A 25,916-nucleotide genomic window follows, 5' to 3' on the forward strand; every position below is an offset into this window, starting at 1 on the left:
GGGCGCGCGGGCGTTACGACGCCCGTTCGACCAACCCGCGCAGCGCTGCTTCCAGGCCGATTTCGCCCTTCACGATGCCGGCCGGGTCGCCTTCGAAGTCGATCCAGCCTTCGTTGAAGCCGTCGAGCATCTGGATGCGCGGCATCGGGTCCTTCGTACCTTGCGATCGAAAGAGCGCGCCCCACGTTTCGCGCGGGACGGCTTCGGCGCGAACCGGCCGGCCGAGGATGCGTGCGAGCGTATCGGCGATCTCGTTCGGCGTGACGCGCTGCGGCCCTTCCAGTTCGACGATGCGCCGTCCATCCCAGGTTTCCAGGAGCATGCGCGCGGCCACGCTCCCGATATCCGCCGTGGCGATCATCGGGACCGGCTTGTCGAGCGGCTGCAGGAAGCTTTGGATCACGCCTGTGTCGCGCGCGGACGCGACATCCCACGCCGCGTTCTCCATGAACCACGCGGGACGCAGGAACGCGACGGGCATCGGCAAATCACTGAGTGCTTCTTCCATCAGCGTGCGCTGCGTCAGCAGGTTCGACTGCTTCGCCTGCACGCCGATCGTCGACAGACACACGACCTTCGCAGGCCGCGCCGCTTCGAGTGCGGTTTTCACGGCGTCGATGACCGCGCGTGCCTCGGGAAAGCCCGGCGATGGGTCGAATTCCGATGGCGGCAGGATGAAGACGCCTTGGGCGTCGTGGAACGCTTCGGTGAGCGAAGCGCCATCCGTCATGTGCGCCACGGCCAGGGCGCAGTTACGATCGGTCCATGCTCGGCCCTTCTGCGCGTCGCGCACGACGGCGCGTACTGAGACGTGCTTCTCCAGCAGCGCGTTCGCCAGCGCTCCGCCGACCTGTCCGGTAATGCCTGTGATGGCGTACATGCTCTCTTTCTCCTCGGTGGGGTGGATTGCATGCGTTGCATCTTAGGCGCCCGGCAACTTTGATGGAATCGACGCTGTGTCACATGATTGGTGACTTTTAGTCAGTAATTGGTTTGGACGCTTGTGCGCTTCCGCGGAACCTGTATTCACGTCGGTTTATTAGCATTGCCCCTGTCCGGGGCGGAACTTACTTTCTTTGTGGCGGCAAAGAAAGTAAGGGAAGGTCTGCATAACCGAATACAACGCGTCAATGCCCGTATGCCTCATCAGCGTACGCACGCGCTGACGGCCAATCGGCTATGCGAGCAGCAGATGAGCCGAAACAATCCAGTTCTTCAGTGCATGCACTGCGAGCGTAGCGAGAAATGGATAGCCCCGCTTTTTTCTCTCGACGACAAAAACAGTTGACAGGACAACTCCGCTAAAGAAAGCCGTTAACATATACGGAACACTATAATCGTGGGCTGCCGCAAACCCGAGCGACGACAAGACAATCGCGACAGACGCTCTGACGCGAAGCTTTTCAAGTATCCGAAGACACGCCCACTGATGGACAATCGTCTCCAGCAGAGGGGCCAATACACACCCCCAAAGTATCATGCGCCCGACATTGTCAGCACCCCAGCCAGGACCTCCAAATTGCAAATCCGGATTCAGCAATAATAAAGCGAGCGACGGCAGCGTCGCTACGAACAACAAGAGCAGTGCAAAAATGATGAGTCTGGTCGTCGATAACGCAAAAAGCATCATTTTTAGCTTTTGTAGCAAAGGCAGGTTCACTGACGAAATGTCTTCCATGGTCTATATCCCATTGAGAGGCGGGTCTGTTCAACCGACTTAGGCCCGACTTGCGGTTCAGGCGAATTCCATCTACCTCGTGCCATGCAAAAACTCCGACTCTCGTGGCTCAGACGTCAAGATTTGATTCAATGCCTCAATATCCTGCGCTGGAATGGCCCACCGTCGCGCCTTCACATTCTGGCGAACCTGTTCGATATGACTGGCTCCCGCAATAACGGAAGGAACATAGGGCGCGCCCAGCAACCACCCTATCGCAAGCTCCAGCAGCGAATAACCTCTGCTGCTGGCGAACTGCGATAGCACGCCGACACGATGCCGCTTGTACTCGGACAGATAACGGTCGGATGTCGTGACCGACGCACCAATCCGCGAATCGGCGGGCGGTATCAGAACACTCCGGTATTTGCCCGTCAGAACGCCCGCAGCAAGGGGCAAAGAGGGAATGAAGCCAAGCCTGGTATCGGGTAGCGTTGCATACCAGTCGATTAGTGTTGATGGATGCAACAAATTGCACTCCGACTGTAACGATATGAAGTTCTGCGCGCTGATCGCCCAGGAAAGCAGACTACTGCGGTTCAACGTCGTCGTGGCAACATCGCAAAAACCAAAATATCGAACTTTTCTGCACTAACAAAGTGCTCAAGCTCGCGGAGAACGATTTCGGTCGTCGAGTCGGGAACCGGCCCGTATCCTATTCGGGCGATCTCGCAAGAGCTCGCCCGATACGTGGGGCATGATACGGCCGCTAACGGTTATATCTCCTTTGGCGGTGAGCAAGCCGCTGGTTGCAGGAGTCGATTGCGCGGGGCTATAACAGAGCATGCGTTGCACTCGCCAACAAGAATGCACGCGTCATTCAGGTGCTCCTAAGCAGCGAGGCCAAATACAAACCTGCTGAGCGGGCGGATGCATGAAAGCACTGAAAAGTGCGAAGAACCCGTGTAGCCCATCGGGCAAGCCGGATACATGTTTGCAGACCTTTTACATCACGAAAGAAGCTTGCAAAACGCGTCGGATCCATACATGCGTGAAGTGAATGCGCAGCATCGTTGGGATCGGAAATGGCGCGCGACCCGTTTTGCCCTTCGGATAGTGCGGCTCGATGAGCGCAATCAGTTCCGCCACGGCACCACGCGTGTCATCTCATCGAGAATTCGCGTTTGTGGGTGCGCTTGGTCGACAGGTTCAAGCCAAGATCCATGTGCGACATCTCCACAGCTCATCCGTTGAGCCCGTTTCAAGCGCAGAACCATCAAACGGTGTTCAAACACCCTCGCCCAAAGGAGCAAAAAATGAGCTTCGACAGCCGCATGCTGTCCAACATCAGCATCCTGGCGGCAATCGTGGAAAGCGGCAGTTTCGCGCGTGCCGCCGACGCGCTCGGCATGACGCCATCGGGCGTGAGCCGCGCCCTCGGCCGGCTCGAAACAAAGATCGGCGTGCGACTCTTCGACCGCACCACGCGCTCGGTCTCGCTGACCGACGAAGGCCGCCAGCTCTACGCGGAAATCGCGCCGCTCATCGCGGGCATCGGCGACGCGGTCACGCTCACGTCCAGCTCCTCCGAAGCCGTGCGCGGCCGCCTGCGCGTCAACGTCGACGGGTATTTTTCCCGACGTATGCTCGCGCCGCACATCGCCAAGTTCCTCGACCGCTATCCGGACATCTCGCTAGAACTCGCGGCGCGCGACCAGTTGGGCGATCTCGTCGCGGAGGGCTTCGATGTCGCGGTGCGCTTCGGCCAGCCGCCGTCGTCGTCGCTCGTCGCGCGCAAGCTGCTCGACACGCGCACGATCACCGTCGCCGCGCCGTCGTATGTCCGCAGGCGCGGGCGCCCCGAGACGCCCGACGATCTCGCCCGCCATGATTGCATCCAGATGCGCAATACGCTGACCGGCGAACCGCTCGAATGGCAATACCGCGCGGCCCGCAAGACGCTGACCGCGAAAACGGGCGGGCGGCTGACCGTCAACGACGCGGGCACGCTGCTCGGCGCGTGCCTCGCAGGAGCAGGCATCGCGCGGCTGAAGGCGGGCGGCGTGCGGGAACTCGTCGAGAAAGGACGCCTCGTCGAACTGCTCGCCGACTGGACCGGCGAATCGTTCGATCTCTATGCGCTCTATCCGTCGCGTCACCTGCCCGCGGCGAAGGTGCGCGCCTTCATCGACTTCGTGGCGGAAGTGCTCGATGCGCCAGCGGATCAGGCGACGCCTAAGGCGCCGCGCGGCCGGCCTGTTCGAGCAGCGTCGACAGCACGCTCACCTGATTGACCGCGTCGGCTTCCAGCCGCGTGAGCCGGATCGCCGGAAACGTGCGGGCGGCGGCAGCTCCCGCGCGCGCGCGCAGGCGTTCGTCAAGCGCATGGGCACTCGCGCGCACCCACGCGACCAGCCGTTCGTTGGGCGCGGGCGCGTCCCGGGAAAGACGCGCCCGCGTGGCCGTCCCCGCGATCCGGCGCAACAGCGCGAGCGCCGTCGAACCGAGTTCTTCGGTCGCCGATGCGTTGAGCCGCTCCAGACGCAGCCGCGTGAGCGTTTCCTCCGCGTTGTTGCTCGCGAGGCCCGCCGCGCGTCGCAGCCGCTCCAGTTCGGCATCGTTCGTGCGCGCCTTCGCGAGCGCGGCGGCAAGGTAGGCGAGATTCGCGTCGATGGCGCGCGCGAGCTTGTCGTCGAAACCGGCGCTCTCGCGGCTCGGCCACAGCAAAAAGGTCGCCGCGATCGCGATCACGCAGCCGAGCACGTTGTTGCCGAGGCGCATCGCGGCGAACGCCGGCGTCGGGCCGGTCTGCGACGCGAAATCGGCGACCAGCACGAAAGTCGGCGTCATGAAGAACACGAAGAGCGCATAGCTCACGGTGCGCAGCGCCATCGTCGCGCAGACGAGCGGGAAGACGAACAGCGAAATGCCGAGCGGCGTATGCACGACGAGGCCGAGCCCCGCGGCAACGAGCGCGCCCGCGACACTCCCCGCCGCCCGCTCGACGCTGCGCGGCCAGCTCGTCGCGATCGACGGCTGGAGAATCAGGAGCGTCGCCATCGTCGCCCAGTAGCCGAACGGAACGGACAGCGCGCGCACGATCAGGAACGCGAGCGTCGTCGCCACGCCCACGCGCGCCGCGTGCCGCACGCCGATCGACTCGCCCGACGCGTTCGCCCTGACCGTCTCGCGCGCGCGACGCAGCACGCTCGCGGCGGCGGCGCGCCAGTGCTGCAACGGCTCGGACGCCGCTTCCACTTCGGCGGGCTCCGTGCAGAATTCGAGCGACGTCCGCTCGCCGATCGCCGCATCGAGCCGTTTGCCGAGCGTGCGCAGGCGCTCGTGCAACTGCGGCGATTCAGCCGACGACGCCCACGATTCATCCGTCACCACGCCGCCGATGCGCTGCAGCGTCGCCGCGATGGCGTTCAACGCGCGCGCGGCGCGACGCGGGCTCGGCAGCGGAGCGTCCGACGCACGGCCGCCGCGCTCGCACGCATCGCTCGCGGCGATCAGGTAGGCGAAGATCTGCTCGCTGTTCGCGAACGCGATCAGGAGGTCGTTGTAGCTGCGGCGCCGGTCCGTCCTCGCCGGCGCAATCTTGCCGAGCGCGGCGCGCGCCGTTTCGACTGCGATTCGCGCGCGGCCGCGGAATGTCGCGGCGTGCGCGGCCCAGTGCGTCGCATCCGCTTCGCGGTCTTCGACGAGGCGGGCGCAGTCGCGCGCCATGTCCGCGAGACGCTGATACGCGGCACGCAGGGCCGCGCGTCCCGGCCCGAACGGGTGGATGCGCCAGACGGTGAAACTCAGGAACGTCGCGAACGCACAGCCGGCGAAGTACAGCGCGAGAAAGCGCCATTCGGCCGCGCCGCCGTGAACCGGCCGGTCGACCATCACGACGCAGGCCGTCGCCGCGAGGATCGCGACCTGCGAGGCCGCCGCGCCCCAGATCCGCCCGAGCGCGCCGAGCGTCGAAAACACGAGGACCGCCGCCGTCGCCGCCGCGAAACCGTGCCCCGAAGCCCACGCGGTGAGGCCGCCGCAGAGCGTCGAGAGCAGCGCGAACGCCGTCATCGACGCGAAACGCATGCGGTTCGAACCGGCCGCGTCGGCAAGACAGGTCCAGAACGCGCCGATCGCCGCATAGGAAAAATCGGGCTGATGCAGGAAATTGCCGACGAGGAGCATCGCCGTCGATGCGCACGCGGCACGCAATCCTTCCGACAGGTTCGCCTCGGCGAAAGCGAGCGACACCATCCACGTGGGACGGCGGCGCGCGAGCGTGTCGAGAAACGCCGACCACGCGCGCGCCTGCCGCCCGGCCAGGGTCGCGGACCACGCGCGCCAGTCAGCCAGGCGGCGCATGGGGAATGGCTTTCGGACGCGCTGAAATCGAACGGGCGGTCGCGTTCATGAAGCCGCCGCGCACGTTTTCACCATGATTTTTCGCGACATTGACACGCGTTTTTGATGCGCGCAATTTTGTGTTGCAACGCAGCAAGCGAGCCATCCGGGCAGTGCGATTCCGACCTTCCGATCCCTTTCGTGCGCGAGGTGCGTCATGTGGAAAATTATCCTGTGCGGTTCCGTGATCGTCGTGGCGTCGACGTCGGTGCCCGGCCAGTCGTCGGTCGCGGCGGGCGAAGGTCGCCGGGAGGCTTCGCCGGAGGGCGCAGAGATGCAGGTCGCAGCAGCCGCCACGCGGCCGGTCGTCCGGACGCGCTATGACACGATGTGCGGCGCGAATGCGCGTCGCGTGCAAGTCGACCTGCGCGGCTCGATCGACGGCGGCGCGCGCTGCAAGCTCGAAGCGGGCGAAGAAGAATGAGCGGCCGGCCGTCGCGCCTGGAAACGGCGGCGACGGCCGGGTGACGAAACGATCGCGACGAATCAGTGCGCTACGTGCTTCACATGCTTGGCAGGCGGGTACTTGTGATGATGATGCGTGCTCTTCGCGATCGCCGCGGTCGAAACGGCGAAGGAAGCGAGCAGCAAAACAGCGAGGCCTTTCTTGACGACATTTTTCATCGGATGGTCCATAGGTGATGCTTCGGTTGACGCACCGCGCGTGCGCGGACGCCGCGATGCGGGATTAGTCTAACGCGTCATTTTTCCGGATGTCGAGATGGGTTGGTGTCTCGGGCGCGCGTGGCATTACCTGTGACGTAATTGTTCCGCTTCCCTCGAACTGCGACGATGAAGTCATCGAACGGCGCCTGCCGCGCGACCTTCCCGCCACTCAGAGGAGAACACCATGCTCACCGCCGCCACGCCTTCCGTCAGCCGTCCGAGCCACGTCACCACCCGCGACGGCGCCGAGCTTTTCTATCGCGACTGGGGCACGGGCCGGCCGGTCGTGTTCATCGCGAGCTTTTCGCTGCCGAGCGACATGTGGGCCTATCAGATGTTGCCGCTCGTGCGCGCCGGCTTTCGCTGCATCGCCTTCGACCGGCGCGGCCACGGACGTTCGAGCGACCCCGGCCGCGGCTACGACTACGACACGCTCGCGGACGACATCGCGGCCGTGATGGACACGCTCGATCTCGAAGACGCGACGCTCGTCGGCTATTCGATGGGCGGCGCCGAAGCCGTTCGCTATCTCACGCGTCACGGGACGGCGCGGGTCGCGCGGCTCGCGCTGATCGCGTCCACGCTGCCGATGCTCGCGAAGACGCCCGACAACCCCGACGGCTTCGAACCCGCGCACGTCGAGATGTTTCAGCGCGATCTCGTCACCGACTACCCGCGCTGGCTCGCGGAAAACGCGCGGCCGTTCGCGGGGCCGGAAGTCTCGGAGGCGATGATCGAGTGGATTCGCGAGATGGCGTTGCGCACGTCGCAGTTCGCGCTTTCCGCGTGTTACGACACGATCAACGGCGGCGACTTCCGCGCGGAACTCGCGGCGCTCGACGTGCCGGCGCTCATCGTCCAGGGCGACGACGACGCGTCGAATCCGCTTGAACTGACCTCGCGGCGCACGGCCGCGCTGATGCAGGATGCGCGGCTCGTCGTGTACGAAGGCGCGCCGCACGGCGTGTTTCTGAGCCACGCGGAGCGGCTCAACGCCGACCTGCTCCGCTTCGCGGGCGCCGCCTGACGCTTGCGAAACCGGGTAAACGAAGCTGAATCGCGCGAACGGGCGGTGCTACCGTACAAGGCGTCGACGAAACGGAGCCTCGCGATGATCTTCCATGCCTCGATACCCGCGCGCGATCCGCAACGCGCCGCGACCGTACTCGCCGAGCTGTGGGGCGGCTTCATCGCGCCCTTCGCCGTGTTCCCCGGCTCGTGGATCGCGGTCGCGGGCGACGAGCGCGGCACGGCCATCGAAGTCTATCCGGCCGGTCGCGTCCTTCGTCCTGCCGGGGCCGAGCCGGGCAACATGCCCGCCGACGTTTCCCGCGTTCGCTACAGCGCATTCCATCTGGCGGTCGCGACGAAGCTGCGAGCGGAGGACGTGATCGCGATCGGCCATCGCGAGGGCTGGCGCGCGGAGCGCTGCACGCGCGGCAATCGCTCTTTCGACGTGATCGAACTCTGGATCGACAACGCGACGCTGATCGAATGCCTGACAGCCGAGATGCAGGCCGACTATCTGGCGTTTGCGACGCCCGACACCTTCCGCGCGATGGCGAACGCCGCGCCGCCGCGCTGAACTACGCGCGCCTGGCCGGCTCCTTCGCGATGCCGAACATCAGCGCGAGACCGCTCGCAAGCAGCAATCCGGCGAGCAGATAGACGGCGAGGTCCATGCTGCCGGTCGTCGTGCGGATCTGGCCGATCACCCACGGGCTCACGATGCCGCTCGTAATCCCGATGCTGCTGATGAGCGCGATTCCCGCCGCCGCCGTCTTGCCCGTGAGATAGCTCGACGGCACGGCCCAGAAAATCGGCAGCGCGGCGAAGATCAGCACGCAGGCGAGCGAGAGAATCGCGAGCATCGCGGGAAAGCTCGGCAGATGCAGCGTGAGCGCGGCGAGCGCAATGCCCCCGCCGATCGTGCAGAACGCGAAGTGCTTGCGGCGTTCCTTCACGCGGTCGGAATGACGCGCGATCAGGATCAGGCCGACCGCGCCGATCGCGTTCGGCACGACCGAATACAGGCTCACCGAGACCACGTCCTTGATGCCGAAATCGCGGATCATCAGCGGCATCCAGAAGCTCAGCGTCAGCGACGCGCAGGTCAGTGAAAAATAGATGAACGCAAACAGGTACACGCGCGGATTCCTGAGCGCGGCGAAGAGGCTATCCGAATCGTGGGCGCCCGGCGCGGCGTGCCCCTGGGCGCACAGCGTTTCCAGCCGGTCGCGCTCGTGCGGCGTGAGCCATGTCGCGTGGCGCGGCGAATCGACGAGATAGACGAGCGCGACGAACGCGAGCAGCACCGCCGGCGCGCCTTCGAGCGCGAACATCCACTGCCAGCCGAAGAGGCCCATCACGCCGCCCATGTCGCGCATGATCCAGCCGGAGACGAGCCCGCCGAACACGCCCGCCACCGCGACGCCCGCGAAGAACACCGAGAGCACCGCCGCGCGTCGGTGCGCCGGAAACCAGTAGGTCAGGTACAGCACGATGCCGGGGAAGAAACCCGCTTCGAACACGCCGAGCAAAAAGCGCAGCAGATAGAAGTGTCCCGGCGTCGAGACGAACATCATGCCGACCGACGCGAGCCCCCACAGCAGCATGATCCGCGTGAAGGTGCGGCGCGCGCCGTACTTCGCGAGCAGCAGGTTGCTCGGCACTTCGAACATCACGTAGCCGACGTAGAACACCGCGGCGCCGAGGCCGTACATGGCGTCGCTGAAACCGAGGTCGTGCTTCATCTGCAACTGCGCGAAGCCGATGTTGATGCGGTCGAGAAACGACACGACATAGCAAAGAAACAGAAACGGGATGATGCGCCACGCAACCTTGCGCAGCAGCAGGTCGTCCTCATCCGCGACGACGGTCACAGGGACCGTCGCCGGATTGATCGGCTTCGACATGTCTCACTCCAGAAAACGGAAAAGCGGGATGGATCGGCGTCTTGTCGCGCCGTCGGTCCGGGATGGGAGGCGAACGGCGAGCGCCGTTCGCTTGGGTTACAGCAAAGGATCAGTCCTGCAGCGCGGCCCACATTTCCTTGTCGCGCTGGGCCGTCCAGATGCGCGGATGCGTGAGGCCGCTCGCTTCGTCGTAGGCGCGCGAGACGTCGAACGGCAGGCAGTGCTCGTAGATGAACACCTTGCCGAACTTCGGGTCCATCGACTTGCGCGCGAGCGCCATCGCGCCCTTCAGGTCGAGCTTTTCCGCGACCGCTTCACGGCCCGCCTGAAGCAGCGTCGTGACGAAGTCCTTCGTGTAGTCGATGCCCTTGTTCACGTCGGCCGGCGACAGCAGCGCTGGGCCGCGTCCCGGCACGAGCTTGTCGGCGCCGAGCGCGCGCAGCGCTTCGAGCGTCGTCGGCCATTGTTCGAGCTGGGCGTCGCCGCAATAGCAGGCCGCGTCGTACTCGACGAGATCGCCCGAGAACAGCACCTTCTGCGACGGCAGCCAGACGACCGTGTCGCCCTTCGTGTGGCCCGAACCGAGATGCGCGATCTTCACTTCGAGCTTGCCGAGCCACAGCGTGATTTCCTTCTCGAAGACGAGCGTCGGCCAGGTCAAGCCCGGCACGGTCTCGACGCCCGCGAACAGGCGCGGAAAGCGTTCGATCTCCGACTTCATGTCCTGCTCGCCACGCTCGACGATCATTTCATACGTGCCGCGGCTCGCGATGACCTGCTGCGCGCCTTCCGCGAAATACGCCGACGCGCCCAGCACGCGCACCGCGTGGTAATGCGAGAGCACGACGTACTTGATCGGCTTGTCGGTGACGCTGCGGATTTTCGCGATCAGGTCCTGCGCCATCGCGGGCGTGGCCGTCGTGTCGACGATCAACACGCCGTCGTCGCCGATGATCACGCCCGAGTTCGGATCGCCTTCCGCCGTGTACGCGTAGGCGTTCTCCGAAAGCTGCGTGAACGTGATTTTCTTCTCTTCCAGATCGGCCTGCGATGCAAATGCCTTTGCCATGTTCGTCTCCTGCGTGTTCGTGGGGAATGAGCTTGTGGGGATGGGATCATGATCGGCCGCGTCATGACATTTGTCAACAGCAAGTCGCTTTGTTATTTGCAAATGTCGGGTAAACGATGGGGCGTTTGCCATGCGAACCGTGCGGGCGGCGTGTCGGCTACCATTTGCCTTTCTCAATATAATCATCGGGACTTTTTTTTGGCACAGCAATCGACTCGCGACGCGTCGGAAAAGAAGCAGCGCGGCGTGCAGAGCGTCGAAGTGGGCGGCCGGCTGCTCGATGCACTCGCGCGTCACCGCACGCCGCTCGCGTTGAGCGCGCTCGCCGACGCCGCGCAACTCTCGACCGCGCAGGCGCACACCTATCTTGTGAGCCTGACGCGGCTCGGGCTCGTCAAGCGCGACGCACTGAGCGGCGATTACGAGCCGGGCCCGCTCTCGCTGCGGCTCGGCCTGATGCAGCTGGAGCAGCAGAACGCGTACCGCGTCGCCGTGCCGCACGTCGCGGCGCTTGCCGAGGCGACGGGCGCGAGCGTCGCGGTGTGCGTCGGCGGGCCGCAGGGGCCGACCATCGTGCGCTACGAGCGCGGCGGATTTCCGCTGCACGTGAACCTGCATGTCGGCACGGTGATGTCGCTGTCGGCGACGTCGACGGGGCGCGTATTCCGCGCGTTCTACGATCCGGCGCGCGTCGCCGCGATGCTCGCGCATCAGAAAGACGACGCCCCGCTCGCCGACGACGACCTTCGCCGACGCGGCATCGAGCGCAGCATCGATGCACCGAGCCCCGGCATCAGCAGCATGAGCGTGCCGGTCTGCGACGCCGACGGGCGCATGCAACTCGCACTGACGGTGATCGGATCGTCGGGCTCGATCGACGTTGCGTGGGACGGACCCGTCGCGCGGGCGCTCCTCGCCACCGCGAAAGCCATCGCCACCCTGCTCTGACGACGCCATGAATTCCCCTCTCATCGACGACACCCGCGCCCAGCGCGGCATCAACGCGCTCGATAACACGGGCGAACTGCTCGTCGCGCTGGCCGGCGCGGGCAAGCCGCTCTCGCTGCGCGATCTGGCGGCGGCCGCCGGCATGCCGGCGGCGAAGGCGTTTCCGCATCTGGTCAGTCTGGTGAAAACCGGCCTGCTCGCACGCGACGACGCCGGACTCTTCGAAGCCGGGCCGCTCGCGCTCGAACTCGGGCTGATCGCGCTCCAGCGGCTTTCGCCGATCCGCGACGCCGAACCGGAAATCGCCGCCCTCGCCGCCGACACCGGGATGAGCGTCGCGGCTGCCGCGCTCGGGCCGCTCGGACCGACCGTCGTGCGGCTGGAAGAATCGGCGCGGCCGCAGCACGTGAGCCTGCGGATCGGCACGGTGATGTCGCTCGTGAATACGGCGATCGGGCGCGTGTACGCGGCGCATCTGCCCGACGATGTCCTGCTGCGCCTCTTGCAGCAGGACGCGATCCGGCTCGCCGGCACGACGCTCGCACCCGATGAAGGCTACCGCGAGCGGCTCGCTGCGATCCGCACGGGTGGCCTGGACACGGCGCTCGGCGCGCCAGTGCCCGGCATCCACACGCTGGCCGCACCGGTCTTCGATCACACGGGCAGCGTGTGTCTGGTGATCGCGGTCATCGGTTCGTCGGGCGGGTTCGAGAGCGATCCGCACGGCGCGCTCGCCACGCGCCTTTTGGCCGCGACGCGGCGGCTGTCGTGGCGATTTGGGTTCGTCGAGGCTTAAGCGAGCAGCCCGCGATACACCGCGTCGTATTGAAGCGCCGCCGCTTCCCAGCCGAAATTCTGCTCCATCGCCCGCCGCGTCACCGCCTTCCACTCCGTGCGTCGCGCCTTGAGCGCAAACGCGCGCCGGATCGCCGCGACGATGCCCGCGCGGTCGAATGTCTCGAAGACGAAGCCGGTCGCGCGTTCGTCGGCGAGATCTTCGAGCGACGAATCCACCACGGTATCCGCGAGTCCGCCCACCCGATGCACGAGCGGCAGCGACCCGTAAGCGAGCGCATACAACTGCGTGAGCCCGCACGGCTCGAAACGCGACGGCACCATCACGATGTCGCTGCCCGCGATGATCGAATGCGAGAGCGTTTCGTCGAATCCCAGTTCCACCGCCACCGCGCCCGGATGCGCCGCCGCCGCGTTCTTCATGCCGGTTTCGAGTGCCGGGTCGCCGGTGCCGAGCACGGCGAGCTGGCCGCCGCGCTGCACGATGTCGGGAATCGCCGAGAGCAGCAGGTCCAGCCCCTTCTGCTCCGTCAGACGGGAAACGACGCCGAACAGCAGCGCGCCGTCGTTCTGTTCCAGCCCCATGCGCGCCTGCAGCGCCGCCTTGCACTTCGCCTTGCCCGCGGGCTTCGCGGCCGTGTAGCGCGTGTCGATCGTCGTGTCGGTCGACGGATTCCAGATCGAGTAATCGACGCCGTTCAGGATGCCGCTGATGTCGTGCGAGCGCGTCTGCAAGAGGCCGTGCAGGCCCGCGCCGTGGTGCTGCGTCTGGATTTCGCGCGCGTAGGTCGGGCTGACCGTCGTGATGCGCTCGGCGTAGTACAGCCCCGCCTTCAGGAATGAAACGTGGCCGTAGAACTCCAGTCCCTCGACCGCGTAGAAATCGGGCGGCAGTTGCAGCACGCCGTAATGCGCGGCGGGAAAGACGCCCTGATAGGCGAGGTTGTGCACCGTCATCACCGACGGCACGCGCGGCCTGCCGCTCGCGCGCTCGAACGCGCGCAGGTACGCGGGTGTGAGCCCGGCGTGCCAGTCGTGCACGTGGACGACGTGCGGCGTCCAGCCCGGATCGGCGCCCGTCGCGACGCGCGCCGCCGCCCAGCCGAGCAGCGCGAAGCGACGGTCGCTGTCGGCGTAGGGATGATGCGACGCGTCGAGATACGGATTGCCCGGCCGGTCGTAGAACGCATCGGCCCGCACGACGTACACGACGACGCCGTGCGGTTCCAGCACGCCGCGCTCCAGTCGCACGTCGCCGATGCCGAACGCGTGCCCGAGATCGGCGACCGGCTCGACGCCGCTCAACCCCGCGAGGACGGCCGGAAAGGCCGGCAGGATCACGCGGGCGTCGGTGCCCAACTGCGACTGCGCGGGCGGCAGCGCGCCCACGACATCGGCGAGCCCGCCGGTTTTCAACAGCGGATACATCTCAGCTGCGACGTGCAGCACGCAAACGGTCATCTGCGATTCCTTTTATTGATTGTGTCGCGGACGTCGGCCGCTGGCGCTATTTGTCGAGCCGCCGCAGCGCCTCCTGCGTGACGAGCGTAATGCCGTTCTCGGTACGGAAAAAGCGCCGCGCATCGTCTTCGGCATCCTCGCCGATCACGAGGCCTTCCGGCACCGTGCAACCGCGGTCGATCACGACGCGCGTCAGCCGGCAATTCGGTCCGACGGTCACCTGCGGCAACAATACTGCCTCGTTGATGTGACAGAACGAATGCACCCGCACCGCCGACGACAGCACCGACTTCGTCACATGCGAGCCCGAAATCACGCAGCCGCCGCAGACGAGCAGATTGGTGATCTCGCCCTGCTGGCCGTTCAGGTCGCGCACGAACTTGGCGGGCGGAAGCTGCTCCTGATTGGTCCAGATCGGCCATTTGCGGTCGTAGAGGTCGAGTTCCGGGATCGTCGAGGCGAGGTCGAGGTTTGCCGCCCAGTAGGCGTCCACCGTGCCGACATCGCGCCAGTAGGCGGGCGCGTTCGGGTCGCTGTCGGAGGTCACGCACGACATGCCGAACGGATGCGCGATCGCGCGGCCGCTCGTCACGACGCGCGGGATGATGTCCTTGCCGAAGTCGTGATCCGTGTTCGACGCCGCGATGTTTTCCTCGAGCAACTGGAACAGGTACTTCGAGCTGAACACGTAGATGCCCATGCTCGCGAGCGCGATGTCCGACTTGCCGGGCATCGGCGGCGGATCGGCGGGCTTTTCCAGGAACGCCGTGACGCGGCGGTCCTCGTCGACGTGCATCACGCCGAACGCCACCGCCTCCATGCGCGGCACCTCGATGCAGCCGACCGTGCAGTCCGCGCCGCTCTCGACGTGGTCGAGCACCATGCGCGTGTAGTCCATCTTGTAGATGTGATCGCCCGCCAGCACGACGATGAATTCCGGCGCGATCGAACGGATGATGTCGAGGTTCTGGAACACGGCGTCGGCCGTGCCGCGATACCAGCTCGAATCGACGCGTTGCTGCGCCGGCCAGATATCGATGAATTCGTTGAACTCGCCGCGCAGGAAACCCCAGCCGCGCTGGAGATGGCGCAGGAGCGAATGCGCCTTGTACTGCGTGACGACCGCGATGCGGCGGATGCCGGAGTTCAGGCAGTTGGACAGCGCGAAGTCGATGATGCGGTATTTGCCGCCGAAGTGGACAGCGGGCTTCACGCGCTTGTCGGTGAGGGGACCGAGCCGGGTTCCGCGCCCGCCGGCGAGAACAATAGCAAGCGTGGACTTCTGCAAATCGGTGCGATTCTTTGCCAGCGTCTCCATTCCAGCCTCCTGATTTGACTTGCGTTTTTGGTGTCGGTCTTCGTTTTTGAATCGCCTTGTTGTCCTATTTGTCGTATGAAGATTGCGTGGCACGCACGCGTCGGAACATTATCCGGCGCATGAGAGAAATAGTGTGCCTGGAATATTCGATTTTTTATCGTGCGCGAAGGGATCGACCTGGATTTCGATCCGCCGTCAATGAACGCCCTGAGCAAGTGCCATGCCGTTGAAACGGCGCGAGCAGCACCGGTGTTGCAACGGCGCGACCATTCGTGCACTGGCAAGGCGCAGCGGAGGCTGCAAGTGCCGAGTTTGCAATTAATAACGCTGCCGCGGCGCCACGGCGCGCGGCGGCGCGGCACAATAGGCTTCTGCGCCGACAGGCCGCGCTTTCCGGCTTCGTTCTGTTTCTGTCCGGATCGCGCGGTCCGGCGCGTCGCGGCAATTCATGCTTCACGCGGCTCGCCCGTCGCGGCGCGAGTCCTTCGATCAACCGAGCATCCCGTCTTGCAGGGCGCCGTCCGAATCCCGGAAGAGATCATGAACAACGTCCTCAGTATTCAGTCGCATGTGGTTTTCGGTCACGCCGGCAACAGCGCGGCCGTGTTTCCCATGCGCCGGCTCGGCGTCAATGTGTGGCCGCTCAACACCGTGCAGTTTTCGAATCACACGCAATACGGCCGCTGGACCGGCGGCGTGTTCGACGCCGACGAGTTGCAGAACGTCATCGACGGCATCGGCGCGATCGGCATGCTCGCGCGCTGCAACGCCGTCCTGTCGGGCTACCTCGGCGCAACCGACCAGGCGCGCGCAGTGGTCGAGATCGTGAAGACGGTGAAAGCCGTCAATCCTCGCGCGCTCTTCTTCTGCGACCCGGTGATGGGCGCGACGGGCGGCTGCACCGTCGAGCCGGGCATTCAGGATTTCCTCGTCACGACGATGCCCCAGTTCGCCGACGCGATGATGCCCAACCATATCGAGCTGGAAAAGCTGTCCGGGCGGACGATCGAAACGGTGGAAGATGCCGTCGACGCGTGTCGTGAGGTGATCGGGCGCGGACCGCGCTTCCTGCTGGTGAAGCATCTGATCGACCGCAACAGCCGCGCCGACACCTTCAACATGCTGGTCGTCAGCGCGACCGAAGCGTGGTTCGCGCAACGGCCGCTCTACCCGTTCGCGCGCCAGCCGGTGGGCGTGGGCGACCTGACGAGCGCGGTGTTCGTCGCGCGCACGCTCCTCGGCGACTCGTTGCGCGACGCGCTGGAACACACGCTCGCGGCGGTCAACGCCGTCGTCAAGGCGACTTACGAAGCCGGGCGCTACGAGCTGGAAATCGTCGCGTCGCAGGACGAAATCGCCAAGCCGACCGACCGCTTCCCCGCGATCCGCGTATCGGGCAACGACAGCGCCCGCCGCGCCTGAGGCGCGCGACCGACAGATCGCGCACGCTTAGGCGCTGCGCCGGCGCTCCCGGGTCCGGCACTTGCTGCCTCGCCGAAGACGCGCCGCTGTGACTGGCATCCGCCGCCGGGGCGCGTCCTCAGAGGATCGCCATGCACAAACCCCTCGAAGGCCAGACCGCGCTCGTCACAGGCGCCAGTTCCGGCATCGGCTTCGGCGTCGCCGAGGCGCTCGCGGCAGCCGGCGCGGCCGTCGCCATCAATTACCACTCGCACGGCGAGCCGGCCGAAAAGCTCGCCGCCGACATCGAAAAGGCCGGCGGCAGCGCGTTTGCCTTTGGCGCCGACGTCTCCGACGAAACCCAGCTCGACGCCATGTTCGACGCGGTCCGCGAGCGTTTCGGCACGGTCGACATCGTCGTGGCGAATTCGGGCCTGCAAAAGGACGCGCGTTTCATCGACATGACGCTCGACGAGTGGAACACCGTCATGAACGTCAATCTCGCCGGCCAGTTCCTGACCGCGCAGCGCGCCGTGCGCGAATTCGTGCGGCGCGGCCCGCGTCCGGTGTCGAAGGCGCTCGGCAAGATCATCTGCATGAGTTCGGTCCACGAGATCATTCCGTGGGCGGGCCACGTGAACTATGCGGCGTCCAAAGGCGGCATCCAGATGATGATGAAATCGCTCGCGCAGGAGGTCGCGCCGCAGCGCATCCGCGTGAACGCCATCGCGCCCGGCGCGATCCGCACGCCGATCAACCGCGACGCCTGGGACTCGAAGGAAGCGCTCGACAAGCTGCTGAAGCTCGTGCCCTACGGGCGCATCGGCGAAGTCGACGACATCGGGCGCGCCGCCGTCTGGCTCGCGTCGGACGAAAGCGACTATGTCGTCGGCACGACGCTCTACGTCGACGGCGGCATGACGCTCTATCCCGGCTTCGCGGACAATGGCTGACCCCGCCCGCACACGGGACGCCCGCGCGCACACACGCGTGCCGTGCAGCACGCCGATCGAGGAACACGGCGTGATCGGCAACATGACGACGACCGCGCTCGTCGCCACCGACGGCGCGCTCAACTTCATGTGCTATCCGCGCGTCGATTCGCCGACGATCTTCGGCGCGCTGCTCGACGCGGCGCGCGGCGGCCATTTCCAGGTCGCGCCCGCGTTCGAGCGTCCGCGCGTCAAGCAGATGTACCTGCCGGAAACGAACGTGCTGGTGACGCGTTTCATGTCGCCGGACGCGGTGTGCGAGGTGCTCGACTTCATGCCGCTCACGCGTTCCGGCGAGGATGCGCCGAACTGCGTCGTGCGCGTGGTGCGCTCGGTGTTCGGGCGCATCCCGGTGGCGATGCGCTGCGCGCCGCGCTTCGATTACGCGCGCACCGCTCACACGGCCGCGCAGTCCGACCCGCACCGCGTGCGCTTCGAGCCGGCGGGCGGCGGCGAGCCGCTCACGCTGCTGTCGACCGTCGCGCTGTCGATCGAAGACGACGACGCCTCTGCCCATTTCGAACTCGACGAACGCGACAGCGCGTGTTTCGTCTTCGGCGCGGCGTCCGAGCCGCTCGAGCGCGCAAACCCGTGCGAGGCCTTGCTCGACGAAACCGTCGCGTTCTGGCGCGCGTGGGCGGCCGAATCGACGTATCGCGGACGTTATCGCGAAGTCGTCATGCGCTCGGCGTTGCTGCTCAAGCTGCTGAGTTCGCGCGAGCACGGTGCGATCGTCGCGGCACCGACGTTCGGCCTGCCGGAGACGCCGCAGGGCGGCCGCCGCTGGGACTACCGCTACACGTGGATCCGCGATGCCGCGTTCTCCGTGTACGCCCTCCTGCGCCTCGGTTACACCGGCGAGGCGCAGCATTTCATGCACTGGATCGCCGAGCGCAACCGGCGCTGCGATTCCGACGGCTCGCTCTCCGTGATGTACGCGGTCGACGGCGAAAAGCCGCCGGAAGAAGCCGCCGCCGACCAGTTGCACGGCAGCGGCGTCGCGCCGCCGCTCATCGGCAATGCGGCGCGCGACCAGATGCAACTCGACGTCTACGGTGCGCTGATGGACGCCGTCTACCTGTACAACAAGTACGGCGCGGCGGTGTCGCACGACGGCTGGCGACACGTCACGCGCACGGTGAATTACGTCGCCGAACACTGGCACGAGCCGGATCACGGCATCTGGGAATTTCGCAACGGCCCGCGCGCCCTGCTGCACTCGCGGCTGATGTGCTGGGTCGCGCTCGATCGCGCGCTGCGTCTCGCGCAAAAACGCTCGCTGCCCGCGCCCCTCGCGCAATGGTTCGACATCCGCGACCGCATCCACGCGGACATCCACGAGCATTTCTGGAACGACGACCTGCAAAGCTTCGTGCAGACGCCCGGTTCCATCGTGCTCGACGCCTCCGTGCTGATGATGCCGCTCGTGCGCTTCATCGGGCCGAAGGACGCGCGCTGGCTCTCGACACTCGATGCGGTTGGCCGCGACCTGCGCGTCGATCCGCTGATCTTCCGCTACACGCGCGGCGGCGCGCTCGACGGCCTCGACGGCGAGGAAGGCGGCTTTTCCGCCTGCTCGTTCTGGTACGCGGAAGCGCTCGCGCGGGCGGGACGCGTCGACGAAGGACGGCTCGTCTTCGAGAAGATGCTCGCCTATTCGAACCATGTGGGACTTTACTCGGAGGAAGTCGCGGTCGACGGCGCGTCGCTCGGCAACTTCCCGCAGGCGCTCACGCACCTTGCGCTGATCAGCGCGGCCTTCCAGCTCGACCGCAGTCTCGAAGGCCGTCATGCGCCGTGGTCGTGAGCGGCGCTTTCAACGCTTCTGAAGGAATCAGATGAAAGAAACTCAAGTGGACGTCGCCGTGATCGGGGCCGGCACGGCGGGCATGTCGGCCTTTCGGGCCGCGCGCTCGGCGTGCGGGCGCGCGGTGCTGATCGAATCAGGCGAGTTCGGCACGACCTGCGCGCGCGTCGGCTGCATGCCGTCGAAGCTGCTGCTCGCGGCGGCGAACGGTTTGCATGACGCCAGGGCGCTTGCGCCGCGCGGCATCGACGGCACCGAGGCGCTGCGCGCGAACGGCGCGCTGGTGCTCGACTACGTGCGGCGCGAGCGCGACTACTTCATCGGCGGCATCCTGGAAGAAACCGACTCGTTTCCCGCCGACTGCGTGATTCGCGGACGCGCGCGGTTCGAATCGTCGTCGGCGGGTCGTCACGTGCTCTCCATCGACGATACGCGGCGCATCGAGGCAAAGAGCGTCGTGATCGCGACCGGCGCCGTGCCGACGATCCCCGACGCGTTCAAGGTGTTCGGCGAGCGTCTGATCACGAGCGACGCCGTGTTCGATCTTAAGACCCTGCCGCAACGCGCGGCCGTGTTCGGCGCCGGGCCGATAGCGCTGGAACTCGGGCAGGCGTTCGCGCGGCTCGGCGTCGACGTATTCATGTTCGGCCAGGGCGGGCGCGTGGCGTCGCTCACCGACACGCCCGTGCGCGACGCGCTCGCGGCGGCGCTCTCCGAGGAGTTCTATTTCGATCCGGATGCGAAGATCGAATCGATGTCGATGCAGGACGGCGTGCCGACGATCCGCTTCAAGGCGCTCGACGGCCGCACGCGCACCGAGCAGTTCGACCTCGTCCTCGTCGCGACGGGGCGCGCGCCGGACCTGAAGGCGCTCGATCTGGCGAAAGCGGGTATCGAGCTGAACGACAAAGGCGTGCCGCGATTCGACGAAGCGTCGATGCAATGCGGCAAAAGCAGCATTTTCATCGCGGGCGATTGCGACGGCACGCGGCCGTGGCTCTCGGATGCGGCCGACGAAGGCAAGATCGCCGGCGACAACGCCGCACGCTTTCCCGACGTGCAACCGGTGAAGCGCAAGGTGCCGTTTGCGCTGGTGTTCTGCGAGCCGCAGGTGGCGATCGTCGGCGCTTCTTACGACGACCTCGACAGACAGATGACCGTCACCGGCTCGGCGTCGTTCGAAACGCAGGGGCGCAGTCGCGTGATGCGGCAGAATCGCGGCGTGCTGCACGTCTACGCGGACGCCGGGACCGGCAAGTTGCGCGGCGCGCAGGCGTGCGGCCCGGCGGTCGAGCATCTGGGGCATTTGCTCGCGTGGCTGTTGCAACTGGACCTGACGGTGGACGAGGCGCTCAAGCTGCCGTTTTACCATCCGGTGGTGGAAGAAGGACTGCGCACGGCGCTCAAGGACGCGAGCCGCAAGTTCTACGAAGAGCGGTCCGAAACGCCGCCCGCCTTGCCAACTGCTGCGGGATGCTGATCGATTTGCCGCCCTGAAAACAACAAGGCCGGTTGCGAGCAACCGGCCTTGTCGGATCGAGCGTCTATTTCAGCGATCAGATCGCGTATTGCAGCGCGAGATCGAAACCCAGCACGACCACCGAGCAGAACAGCCCGAGCAGCAGATTGCTCAGACGATGTCCGAAATCGTGATGTTTGCTGAGTCCCGCGGCAGCGAGAAACGCCAGTTCGACGATGACTTGCATGGCAAACACGGCGACCATCAGCGCGAACTCATAGCCCATCGACCGGAAGTTCATGAAGTTGAAGCCGTTGACCGACACCCACGACCCCACTCGCCACGCTTCATAGGCCAATAGCAGCAACGGGAAAATGTAGCTCGCCACGTAAGTCGGCACTGTGGCGTGGCGCAATTCCATGTTCAGGTGACGGGTAACTTGCATCGCGTACTCCTTTGTCCGTGTCGGCGAAATGCCGAAGTTCTACGTGCATCCCAAGTTCCGGCTCACGATTCGGATCGCTAAAAACCTGTGATACCCAGTGCTCCGTTTTCGGTAGCGCAGAACGTCGTGCTTTCAGAATAGGACAAATTTAAGAAAAGCGAATCATCGTATTCCCGATGCCTAAGCCCGATAAGCCGCTCCGGGCGTCGTTGTGCAGTGCAACTTAATAAAGCGGTTATAGGAAGCACGGAAACAGACACGCACGTGCGTGCCCGTTTCCTCCGGTAAATGCACGCTTCATTCCTTCCCGTACAACTTGATGATGCCTGAAAAATCGATTCCGCCCAGGCCCTGCTGGCTCATCGACTGGTAAAGCTGCTGCGCGAGCGCGCCGAGAAAGACGGGTTGCTTCGCCTGCCGGGCGGCATCGACGGCGAGACCGAGATCCTTGAGCATCAAGTCCGCGCCGAAGCCGCCGGAATAGCCGCGCGACGCGGGCGCATTCGGCACAATCCCGGGATAGGGATTACACGTATCGGAACTCCAGCAGCGGCCGGTCGATGTATTGACGATGCTCGCCAGCTTTTGCGGGTCGATACCGAGCGACTCGCCGAGTTTCATCGCCTCCGCCACGCCGATCATCGAAATGGCGAGCAGCAGGTTGTTACACAGCTTCGCGATTTGCCCGGTGCCGGTCTCGCCGCAGCGCACCATGTTTTTGCCCATCCCGGCCAAAACCGGTTTGAGCGTTTCAAAAAGCGTTTCGTCGGCGCCGACCATGAACGTGAGCGTCCCCGCCTGCGCGCCGACGACGCCGCCCGACACCGGCGCATCCGCGAACGGATTGCCGCGCGCGCGTGCCGTCTCGCCGATCATGCGCGCGGTCGCCGGATCGATCGTGCTGCTGTCGATGAGCGGCACGCCCGTGCGCACGCCGGCGAGCACGCCGTCGTCCTCGTTCAGGTAGACGGCCTTCACGTGCGCGGACGCCGGCAGCATCGTGACGACGACTTCGCTCGCCTCCGCCACCGCGCGCGGCGACGGCGCGAGCGTCGCGCCGTTCTGCTTCGCCTCGTCGAGCGCCGCTTCCGACAGGTCGAACACCGTCAGCGCGTGACCCGCTTTCAGCAGGTTCGCCGCCATCGGGCCGCCCATGTGTCCCAGTCCTATGAAACCGATTTGCATTGCTGTCTCCCCGGTGCTATCGCAGCGAAATGGTCGTGTTGACGCCGTCGTTGACCGTGGCGTCATCGAACCAGCGCGCGGTCACGGTCTTCGTCTGCGTATAAAACTGCACGACCTGTTTGCCGTAAGGCCCGAGGTCGCCGAGTTTCGAGCCGCGCGAACCCGTAAAGCTGAACGACGGCACCGGCACTGGAATCGGAATGTTGATCCCAACCTGACCGATATCGATTTCGCTCTGGAACTTGCGCGCCGCCGCGCCGCTTTGCGTGAAAAGCCCGACGCCGTTGCCCATCGGATTGCGGTTGACGAGCGCGATCGCGTCGTCGAGGGTCGCGGTTTCCAACACGCAGATCACCGGTCCGAAAATCTCCGTCTTGTAGATCGACATGTCGGTCGTGACGCCGGAAAAGATCGTCGGGCCGATGAAATTGCCCTTTTCATAGCCCTGCACCGCCACGCCGCGCCCGTCGAGCGACAGGGTCGCGCCTTCGTCGACGCCCTTCTCGATCATCCCGAGAATGCGCTCCTTCGCGCTACGCGAGACGACCGGGCCGACGTCCGTGTTCGGCTCCGTGCCGCCGTTCACTGTCAGCCCGCGCGCGCGTTCGACGAGATCCGGCAGCCAGTCCTTCGACGCCCCGACCAGCACCACCACCGACGTCGCCATGCAGCGCTGCCCGGCCGCGCCAAAACCGGCGCCGGCGAGTGCGTTGAGCGTCTGCTCCTTGTTGGCGTCGGGCAGCACGACGGCGTGGTTCTTCGCGCCCATCATCGACTGCACGCGCTTGCCGTGCTGGCTGCCGAGGTTGTAGACGTGCGTGCCGACCGCCGTCGAGCCGACGAACGAAATCGCCTTGATGTCGGGATGCGTGCAGATCGCGTCGACCACTTCCTTGCCGCCGTGAACGACGTTCAGCACGCCCGGCGGAATGCCCGCCTGCACGGCGAGTTCGACGAGCTCCATCGTCGAGAGCGGGTCCTGCTCGGACGGCTTGAGCACGAACGTGTTGCCGCAGACGATCGCCATCGGAAACATCCAGAGCGGGATCATCGCGGGGAAATTGAACGGCGTAATGCCCGCGCAGACGCCGATCGGCTGGCGCAGCGTGTACGTATCGACGCCGCCCGCCACGTTCTCCGCGAATTCACCCTGTTGCAGCGTACTGATCGAACACGCATGTTCGACGACTTCGAGTCCGCGGAAGATATCGCCTTCGGCGTCGGGCAGCGTCTTGCCCTGCTCGGCCGTGAGCGTCTGCGCGACGCGCTTCATGTTCTGCCGCACGAGGTCCTGGAACTTGAGCATGAGGCGCATGCGCACGCCGAGCGGCGTCGTGCGCCAGGTCTGAAACGCCTTGTGCGCCGCGGCGACGGCCGCATTCACTTCGTCCACGGTCGCGAACGGCACGCGCCCGATCACTTCCTGCGTCGCCGGATTGACGATGTCGCGCCATTCGGCCGATTTCGAATCGACGAATTCGCCGTCGATCAGCAGTTTCGCGGTGCGCAGGCCGTGCTTTGCGGCCTGCGCCGGATGTTCAGCAGCGATGTTCACGTGAGCCTCCGTAGGGCGTGATCGAAGAGAAAACGACGGGGATGGATGCGCGAGGCCGCACGCGCTGGCGCGTGGAGGGGAATGGCATGTCGTCTCCGTTTTTTTTGCCCGCCGGTCGGGCGGCGGGCCTGTCTCATTGAGTATAGTTATGCAAAAGTCCATCAACCATCGATAAAAATACCCGTCTGATATGCAGAAAAGTATCAAGCTGGATGTCGCGAGACTGAACTGGGACGACCTGCGCTATTTCCTCGAAGTCGCCCGCACGCAGCGCGCGAGCGGCGCGGCGAAGCGGCTGGGCGTCGATTACACGACGGTCGCGCGGCGCGTGCGGGCGCTTGAGGACGCGCTCGGCACGCTTCTCTTCGACAAATCTCGAAGCGGAGGATTCGTGCTGACGGCCGAGGGCCAGCGGCTGCTCGGCTACGTCGATTCGATCGAAACCACGGTGCAATCCGCGACCGAGCAGATCGCCAATACGGGCCACGCGTTGTCGGGGCACGTGCGGGTCGGATCGACGGAAGGTTTTGGATGTTTTTTCCTCGCGCCGCAACTCGCGCGCTTTCAGGACGCGCATCCGAGCATCACGATCGATTTGCTGCCCGTGCCGCATTTCGTGAGCCTGTCGAAACGCGAGGCCGACATCGCGGTGACGCTGGAACGCCCCGAACAGGGACAGTACGTCTACACGAAGCTCTGCGACTACCGGCTGAAGTTGTACGCGACGTCCGGCTATCTCGCGCGCCACGCTCCGATCGCTTCGGCCGAGGACCTGCGCACGCATCGTTTCGCGAGCTATATCGACGACCTCGCGTTCAGTTACGAACTGCTCTATCTGGAGCGCGCGGTGCCGGGCGCGCAGTCGCGCTGGCGCAGCACGAGCGTGATCGCGCAGTATTTCGCGGCGTTGCAGGGCGGCGCGCTCGCGATCCTGCCGTGCTTCATGGCCGCACAGGACCCGCGGCTCGTGCCCGTGCTGCCCGGCGAGATCGAGGTGACGCGCGCGTTTTATCTGTCGTGCCGCGAAGATTTGCGCAAGCTCAAGCGCATCACGGCCGTGTGGGACTACTTGCGCGCGGCGGCGGAATCGAATCGCGCGCTGTTGATGGGCGAAAACAATACGATGGTGTGGAACGAAAGCGGGGCGCCGCCCTGACTCGCGCGCCCCGTTTGCGCGTGACGACGGCGCTGCGCTTCAGTGCACCGGCGTGACCGCGACCGACACGGCTTCCGTGTACGCGAGGGACACCGGTGTGCCCGGCGTGACGCCGGCGAGCTTCGCGCGGTCGTGCACTTGCACGTTCAGAAGATTGCCTTGCGGGCCCTTCAACTGCACGACGCCGCTCGTCGGATCGACTTTCACGACGTCGGCCACGACTTCCACCGGAGGCGCGGAACGTGCCATCGACGCGACGGCGGCGCTCACGACCGCGCCGCCCTTCGCCGCACGCCCGAACCGGACGACGACGTCGCGCGTCATGCGAACGCGCACTTCGTCGCCGGCGTTGAGTTGAGCAAAATACTTCGCATCGGGCCGCACGGTGATTTTCGTCCGGCCGCCCTGCCTGTCGCCGATCATCACTTCGCGCGTGGTGCGGTTGACTGCCTGGATCGACCCGACCGTCTCCACGACGCTCACGCCTTCGACTCCACCCGTCGGTGCTGAGGCGCTGATGGCCGCACCCGGCATCGCGGCGGCCGGCGAAGGCGCCGCGAAAGCGATCGACAGGAACGTGGGCGACAGCGAAATCATCGCGCCGGCGACGATGTTGAAAGCGGTGTTATGCATGTTTCCTCGATACGTCGAAAAAGAGTGGCGAAGCGTGCCCGTGGAAATCG

Annotated in this window: 21 protein-coding genes and 4 pseudogenes; 11 read left to right on the forward strand and 14 right to left on the reverse strand. The window is 65.5% G+C overall.

Features of this window, described 5'->3' with window-relative positions:
• Positions 1-13 precede the first annotated feature (13 nt).
• From QCE48_RS24210 to QCE48_RS24220, 3 genes and pseudogenes are all read right to left on the reverse strand, one after another.
• Positions 14-880, reverse strand: a complete 867-nt coding sequence (locus QCE48_RS24210; RefSeq protein WP_309782764.1) for an NmrA family NAD(P)-binding protein — start codon at positions 878-880, stop codon at positions 14-16.
• Positions 881-1,177: 297 nt separating this feature from the next.
• The gene (locus QCE48_RS24215) at positions 1,178-1,678 is read right to left on the reverse strand and encodes a CPBP family intramembrane glutamic endopeptidase (RefSeq protein ID WP_309782765.1); all 501 of its coding nucleotides are present in this window, start codon (positions 1,676-1,678) and stop codon (positions 1,178-1,180) included.
• Between the two features lie 72 nt (positions 1,679-1,750).
• A pseudogene (locus QCE48_RS24220) lies at positions 1,751-2,290 on the reverse strand (aldo/keto reductase); the annotation flags it as partial.
• A gap of 167 nt (positions 2,291-2,457) precedes the next feature.
• On the opposite strand from QCE48_RS24220, the pseudogene QCE48_RS24225 reads away from it, so the two are divergent.
• Positions 2,458-2,595, forward strand: a pseudogene (locus tag QCE48_RS24225) (IS110 family transposase); the annotation flags it as partial.
• A 103-nt stretch (positions 2,596-2,698) separates the two neighbouring features.
• Here QCE48_RS24225 and QCE48_RS31975 read toward each other — a convergent pair.
• Positions 2,699-2,823, reverse strand: a pseudogene (locus QCE48_RS31975) (IS5/IS1182 family transposase); the annotation flags it as partial.
• A gap of 150 nt (positions 2,824-2,973) precedes the next feature.
• Between QCE48_RS31975 and QCE48_RS24230 the strand changes: the two are divergent.
• Positions 2,974-3,951, forward strand: a complete 978-nt coding sequence (locus tag QCE48_RS24230) for a LysR family transcriptional regulator (RefSeq protein WP_309782767.1) — start codon at positions 2,974-2,976, stop codon at positions 3,949-3,951.
• Here QCE48_RS24230 and QCE48_RS24235 read toward each other — a convergent pair.
• Positions 3,893-6,022: an FUSC family protein gene (locus tag QCE48_RS24235; RefSeq protein ID WP_309782768.1), complete on the reverse strand. Its 2,130-nt coding sequence runs from the start codon at positions 6,020-6,022 to the stop codon at positions 3,893-3,895. The two genes, QCE48_RS24230 and QCE48_RS24235, sit on opposite strands and share 59 nt — an antisense overlap.
• A 196-nt stretch (positions 6,023-6,218) precedes the next feature.
• On the opposite strand from QCE48_RS24235, the gene QCE48_RS24240 reads away from it, so the two are divergent.
• Positions 6,219-6,485: a hypothetical protein gene (locus QCE48_RS24240; protein WP_309782770.1), complete on the forward strand. Its 267-nt coding sequence runs from the start codon at positions 6,219-6,221 to the stop codon at positions 6,483-6,485.
• Positions 6,486-6,547: 62 nt separating this feature from the next.
• On the opposite strand, the gene QCE48_RS24245 is transcribed toward QCE48_RS24240, so the two are convergent.
• Complete coding sequence (locus QCE48_RS24245; RefSeq protein WP_309782772.1) at positions 6,548-6,685, reverse strand: hypothetical protein; 138 nt, start codon at positions 6,683-6,685, stop codon at positions 6,548-6,550.
• Positions 6,686-6,911: 226 nt separating this feature from the next.
• On the opposite strand from QCE48_RS24245, the gene QCE48_RS24250 reads away from it, so the two are divergent.
• Both QCE48_RS24250 and QCE48_RS24255 read left to right on the forward strand, forming a co-directional pair.
• Positions 6,912-7,754: an alpha/beta hydrolase gene (locus tag QCE48_RS24250; RefSeq protein ID WP_309782774.1), complete on the forward strand. Its 843-nt coding sequence runs from the start codon at positions 6,912-6,914 to the stop codon at positions 7,752-7,754.
• An 84-nt stretch (positions 7,755-7,838) separates the two neighbouring features.
• Positions 7,839-8,312, forward strand: a complete 474-nt coding sequence (locus QCE48_RS24255) for a hypothetical protein (RefSeq protein ID WP_309782775.1) — start codon at positions 7,839-7,841, stop codon at positions 8,310-8,312.
• 1 nt (position 8,313) lies between these two features.
• Here the strand turns inward: QCE48_RS24255 and QCE48_RS24260 are convergent, their stop codons facing one another.
• Together QCE48_RS24260 and QCE48_RS24265 are read right to left on the reverse strand one after the other, a co-directional pair.
• Positions 8,314-9,642 carry an MFS transporter gene (locus tag QCE48_RS24260; RefSeq protein WP_309782776.1) on the reverse strand — a complete coding sequence of 443 codons (1,329 nt, stop codon included), beginning with the start codon at positions 9,640-9,642 and terminating at the stop codon, positions 8,314-8,316.
• A 109-nt stretch (positions 9,643-9,751) separates the two neighbouring features.
• A complete protein-coding gene (locus QCE48_RS24265; protein ID WP_309782777.1) occupies positions 9,752-10,711 on the reverse strand; it encodes an MBL fold metallo-hydrolase in 960 nt (319 codons plus the stop codon).
• A 102-nt stretch (positions 10,712-10,813) separates the two neighbouring features.
• On the opposite strand from QCE48_RS24265, the pseudogene QCE48_RS24270 reads away from it, so the two are divergent.
• A pseudogene (locus QCE48_RS24270) lies at positions 10,814-12,455 on the forward strand (IclR family transcriptional regulator).
• Here QCE48_RS24270 and glgA read toward each other — a convergent pair.
• Together glgA and glgC are read right to left on the reverse strand one after the other, a co-directional pair.
• Positions 12,452-13,915, reverse strand: a complete 1,464-nt coding sequence (gene glgA / locus QCE48_RS24275) for a glycogen synthase GlgA (RefSeq protein ID WP_309782778.1) — start codon at positions 13,913-13,915, stop codon at positions 12,452-12,454. The pseudogene QCE48_RS24270 and the gene glgA overlap by 4 nt on opposite strands.
• Before the next feature lie 46 nt (positions 13,916-13,961).
• Positions 13,962-15,233 (reverse strand): glucose-1-phosphate adenylyltransferase, encoded by a 1,272-nt coding sequence (glgC, locus tag QCE48_RS24280; protein WP_309782779.1) that lies wholly within the window; start codon positions 15,231-15,233, stop codon positions 13,962-13,964.
• Positions 15,234-15,773: 540 nt separating this feature from the next.
• Between glgC and pdxY the strand changes: the two genes are divergently transcribed.
• The 4 genes from pdxY (at position 15,774) to QCE48_RS24300 (ending at position 20,913) form a co-directional block, all read left to right on the forward strand.
• Positions 15,774-16,655 carry a pyridoxal kinase PdxY gene (gene pdxY, locus QCE48_RS24285; RefSeq protein WP_309782780.1) on the forward strand — a complete coding sequence of 294 codons (882 nt, stop codon included), beginning with the start codon at positions 15,774-15,776 and terminating at the stop codon, positions 16,653-16,655.
• Between the two features lie 131 nt (positions 16,656-16,786).
• Positions 16,787-17,587: an SDR family oxidoreductase gene (locus QCE48_RS24290; protein ID WP_309782781.1), complete on the forward strand. Its 801-nt coding sequence runs from the start codon at positions 16,787-16,789 to the stop codon at positions 17,585-17,587.
• Positions 17,580-19,433 carry a glycoside hydrolase family 15 protein gene (locus QCE48_RS24295; protein ID WP_309782782.1) on the forward strand — a complete coding sequence of 618 codons (1,854 nt, stop codon included), beginning with the start codon at positions 17,580-17,582 and terminating at the stop codon, positions 19,431-19,433. The genes QCE48_RS24290 and QCE48_RS24295 overlap by 8 nt, the downstream gene beginning before the upstream one ends.
• Before the next feature lie 31 nt (positions 19,434-19,464).
• Positions 19,465-20,913 carry a dihydrolipoyl dehydrogenase gene (locus QCE48_RS24300; protein ID WP_309782784.1) on the forward strand — a complete coding sequence of 483 codons (1,449 nt, stop codon included), beginning with the start codon at positions 19,465-19,467 and terminating at the stop codon, positions 20,911-20,913.
• Between the two features lie 76 nt (positions 20,914-20,989).
• Here the strand turns inward: QCE48_RS24300 and QCE48_RS24305 are convergent, their stop codons facing one another.
• From QCE48_RS24305 to QCE48_RS24315, 3 genes are all read right to left on the reverse strand, one after another.
• Complete coding sequence (locus QCE48_RS24305; protein ID WP_200818936.1) at positions 20,990-21,337, reverse strand: hypothetical protein; 348 nt, start codon at positions 21,335-21,337, stop codon at positions 20,990-20,992.
• 297 nt (positions 21,338-21,634) lie between these two features.
• On the reverse strand, positions 21,635-22,522 hold the full coding sequence (mmsB, locus tag QCE48_RS24310) for a 3-hydroxyisobutyrate dehydrogenase (protein ID WP_309782786.1): 888 nt from the start codon (positions 22,520-22,522) through the stop codon (positions 21,635-21,637).
• A gap of 16 nt (positions 22,523-22,538) precedes the next feature.
• Positions 22,539-24,077, reverse strand: coding sequence for a CoA-acylating methylmalonate-semialdehyde dehydrogenase (locus QCE48_RS24315; RefSeq protein WP_309782787.1), 1,539 nt, complete (start codon positions 24,075-24,077; stop codon positions 22,539-22,541).
• A 190-nt stretch (positions 24,078-24,267) separates the two neighbouring features.
• On the opposite strand from QCE48_RS24315, the gene QCE48_RS24320 reads away from it, so the two are divergent.
• Entirely contained in the window at positions 24,268-25,233 is a 966-nt protein-coding gene (locus tag QCE48_RS24320) for a LysR family transcriptional regulator (RefSeq protein ID WP_309782788.1), read from the forward strand.
• 39 nt (positions 25,234-25,272) lie between these two features.
• Here QCE48_RS24320 and QCE48_RS24325 read toward each other — a convergent pair whose 3' ends face one another.
• Positions 25,273-25,866: a hypothetical protein gene (locus QCE48_RS24325; RefSeq protein ID WP_309782789.1), complete on the reverse strand. Its 594-nt coding sequence runs from the start codon at positions 25,864-25,866 to the stop codon at positions 25,273-25,275.
• Positions 25,867-25,916: the final 50 nt, after the last annotated feature.

Source organism: Caballeronia sp. LZ024, from assembly GCF_031451455.1.
In the GTDB taxonomy this organism is placed as follows: Bacteria; Pseudomonadota; Gammaproteobacteria; order Burkholderiales; family Burkholderiaceae; genus Caballeronia; species Caballeronia telluris.

Coding starts and splice junctions, on each gene's coding strand:
- QCE48_RS24210 (WP_309782764.1), bottom strand. CDS start 880: ATGTACGCCATCACAGGCATTACCGGACAGGTCGGCGGAGCGCTGGCG.
- QCE48_RS24215 (WP_309782765.1), bottom strand. CDS start 1,678: ATGGAAGACATTTCGTCAGTGAACCTGCCTTTGCTACAAAAGCTAAAA.
- QCE48_RS24230 (WP_309782767.1), top strand. CDS start 2,974: ATGAGCTTCGACAGCCGCATGCTGTCCAACATCAGCATCCTGGCGGCA.
- QCE48_RS24235 (WP_309782768.1), bottom strand. CDS start 6,022: ATGCGCCGCCTGGCTGACTGGCGCGCGTGGTCCGCGACCCTGGCCGGG.
- QCE48_RS24240 (WP_309782770.1), top strand. CDS start 6,219: ATGTGGAAAATTATCCTGTGCGGTTCCGTGATCGTCGTGGCGTCGACG.
- QCE48_RS24245 (WP_309782772.1), bottom strand. CDS start 6,685: ATGAAAAATGTCGTCAAGAAAGGCCTCGCTGTTTTGCTGCTCGCTTCC.
- QCE48_RS24250 (WP_309782774.1), top strand. CDS start 6,912: ATGCTCACCGCCGCCACGCCTTCCGTCAGCCGTCCGAGCCACGTCACC.
- QCE48_RS24255 (WP_309782775.1), top strand. CDS start 7,839: ATGATCTTCCATGCCTCGATACCCGCGCGCGATCCGCAACGCGCCGCG.
- QCE48_RS24260 (WP_309782776.1), bottom strand. CDS start 9,642: ATGTCGAAGCCGATCAATCCGGCGACGGTCCCTGTGACCGTCGTCGCG.
- QCE48_RS24265 (WP_309782777.1), bottom strand. CDS start 10,711: ATGGCAAAGGCATTTGCATCGCAGGCCGATCTGGAAGAGAAGAAAATC.
- glgA (WP_309782778.1), bottom strand. CDS start 13,915: ATGACCGTTTGCGTGCTGCACGTCGCAGCTGAGATGTATCCGCTGTTG.
- glgC (WP_309782779.1), bottom strand. CDS start 15,233: ATGGAGACGCTGGCAAAGAATCGCACCGATTTGCAGAAGTCCACGCTT.
- pdxY (WP_309782780.1), top strand. CDS start 15,774: ATGAACAACGTCCTCAGTATTCAGTCGCATGTGGTTTTCGGTCACGCC.
- QCE48_RS24290 (WP_309782781.1), top strand. CDS start 16,787: ATGCACAAACCCCTCGAAGGCCAGACCGCGCTCGTCACAGGCGCCAGT.
- QCE48_RS24295 (WP_309782782.1), top strand. CDS start 17,580: ATGGCTGACCCCGCCCGCACACGGGACGCCCGCGCGCACACACGCGTG.
- QCE48_RS24300 (WP_309782784.1), top strand. CDS start 19,465: ATGAAAGAAACTCAAGTGGACGTCGCCGTGATCGGGGCCGGCACGGCG.
- QCE48_RS24305 (WP_200818936.1), bottom strand. CDS start 21,337: ATGCAAGTTACCCGTCACCTGAACATGGAATTGCGCCACGCCACAGTG.
- mmsB (WP_309782786.1), bottom strand. CDS start 22,522: ATGCAAATCGGTTTCATAGGACTGGGACACATGGGCGGCCCGATGGCG.
- QCE48_RS24320 (WP_309782788.1), top strand. CDS start 24,268: ATGCAGAAAAGTATCAAGCTGGATGTCGCGAGACTGAACTGGGACGAC.
- QCE48_RS24325 (WP_309782789.1), bottom strand. CDS start 25,866: ATGCATAACACCGCTTTCAACATCGTCGCCGGCGCGATGATTTCGCTG.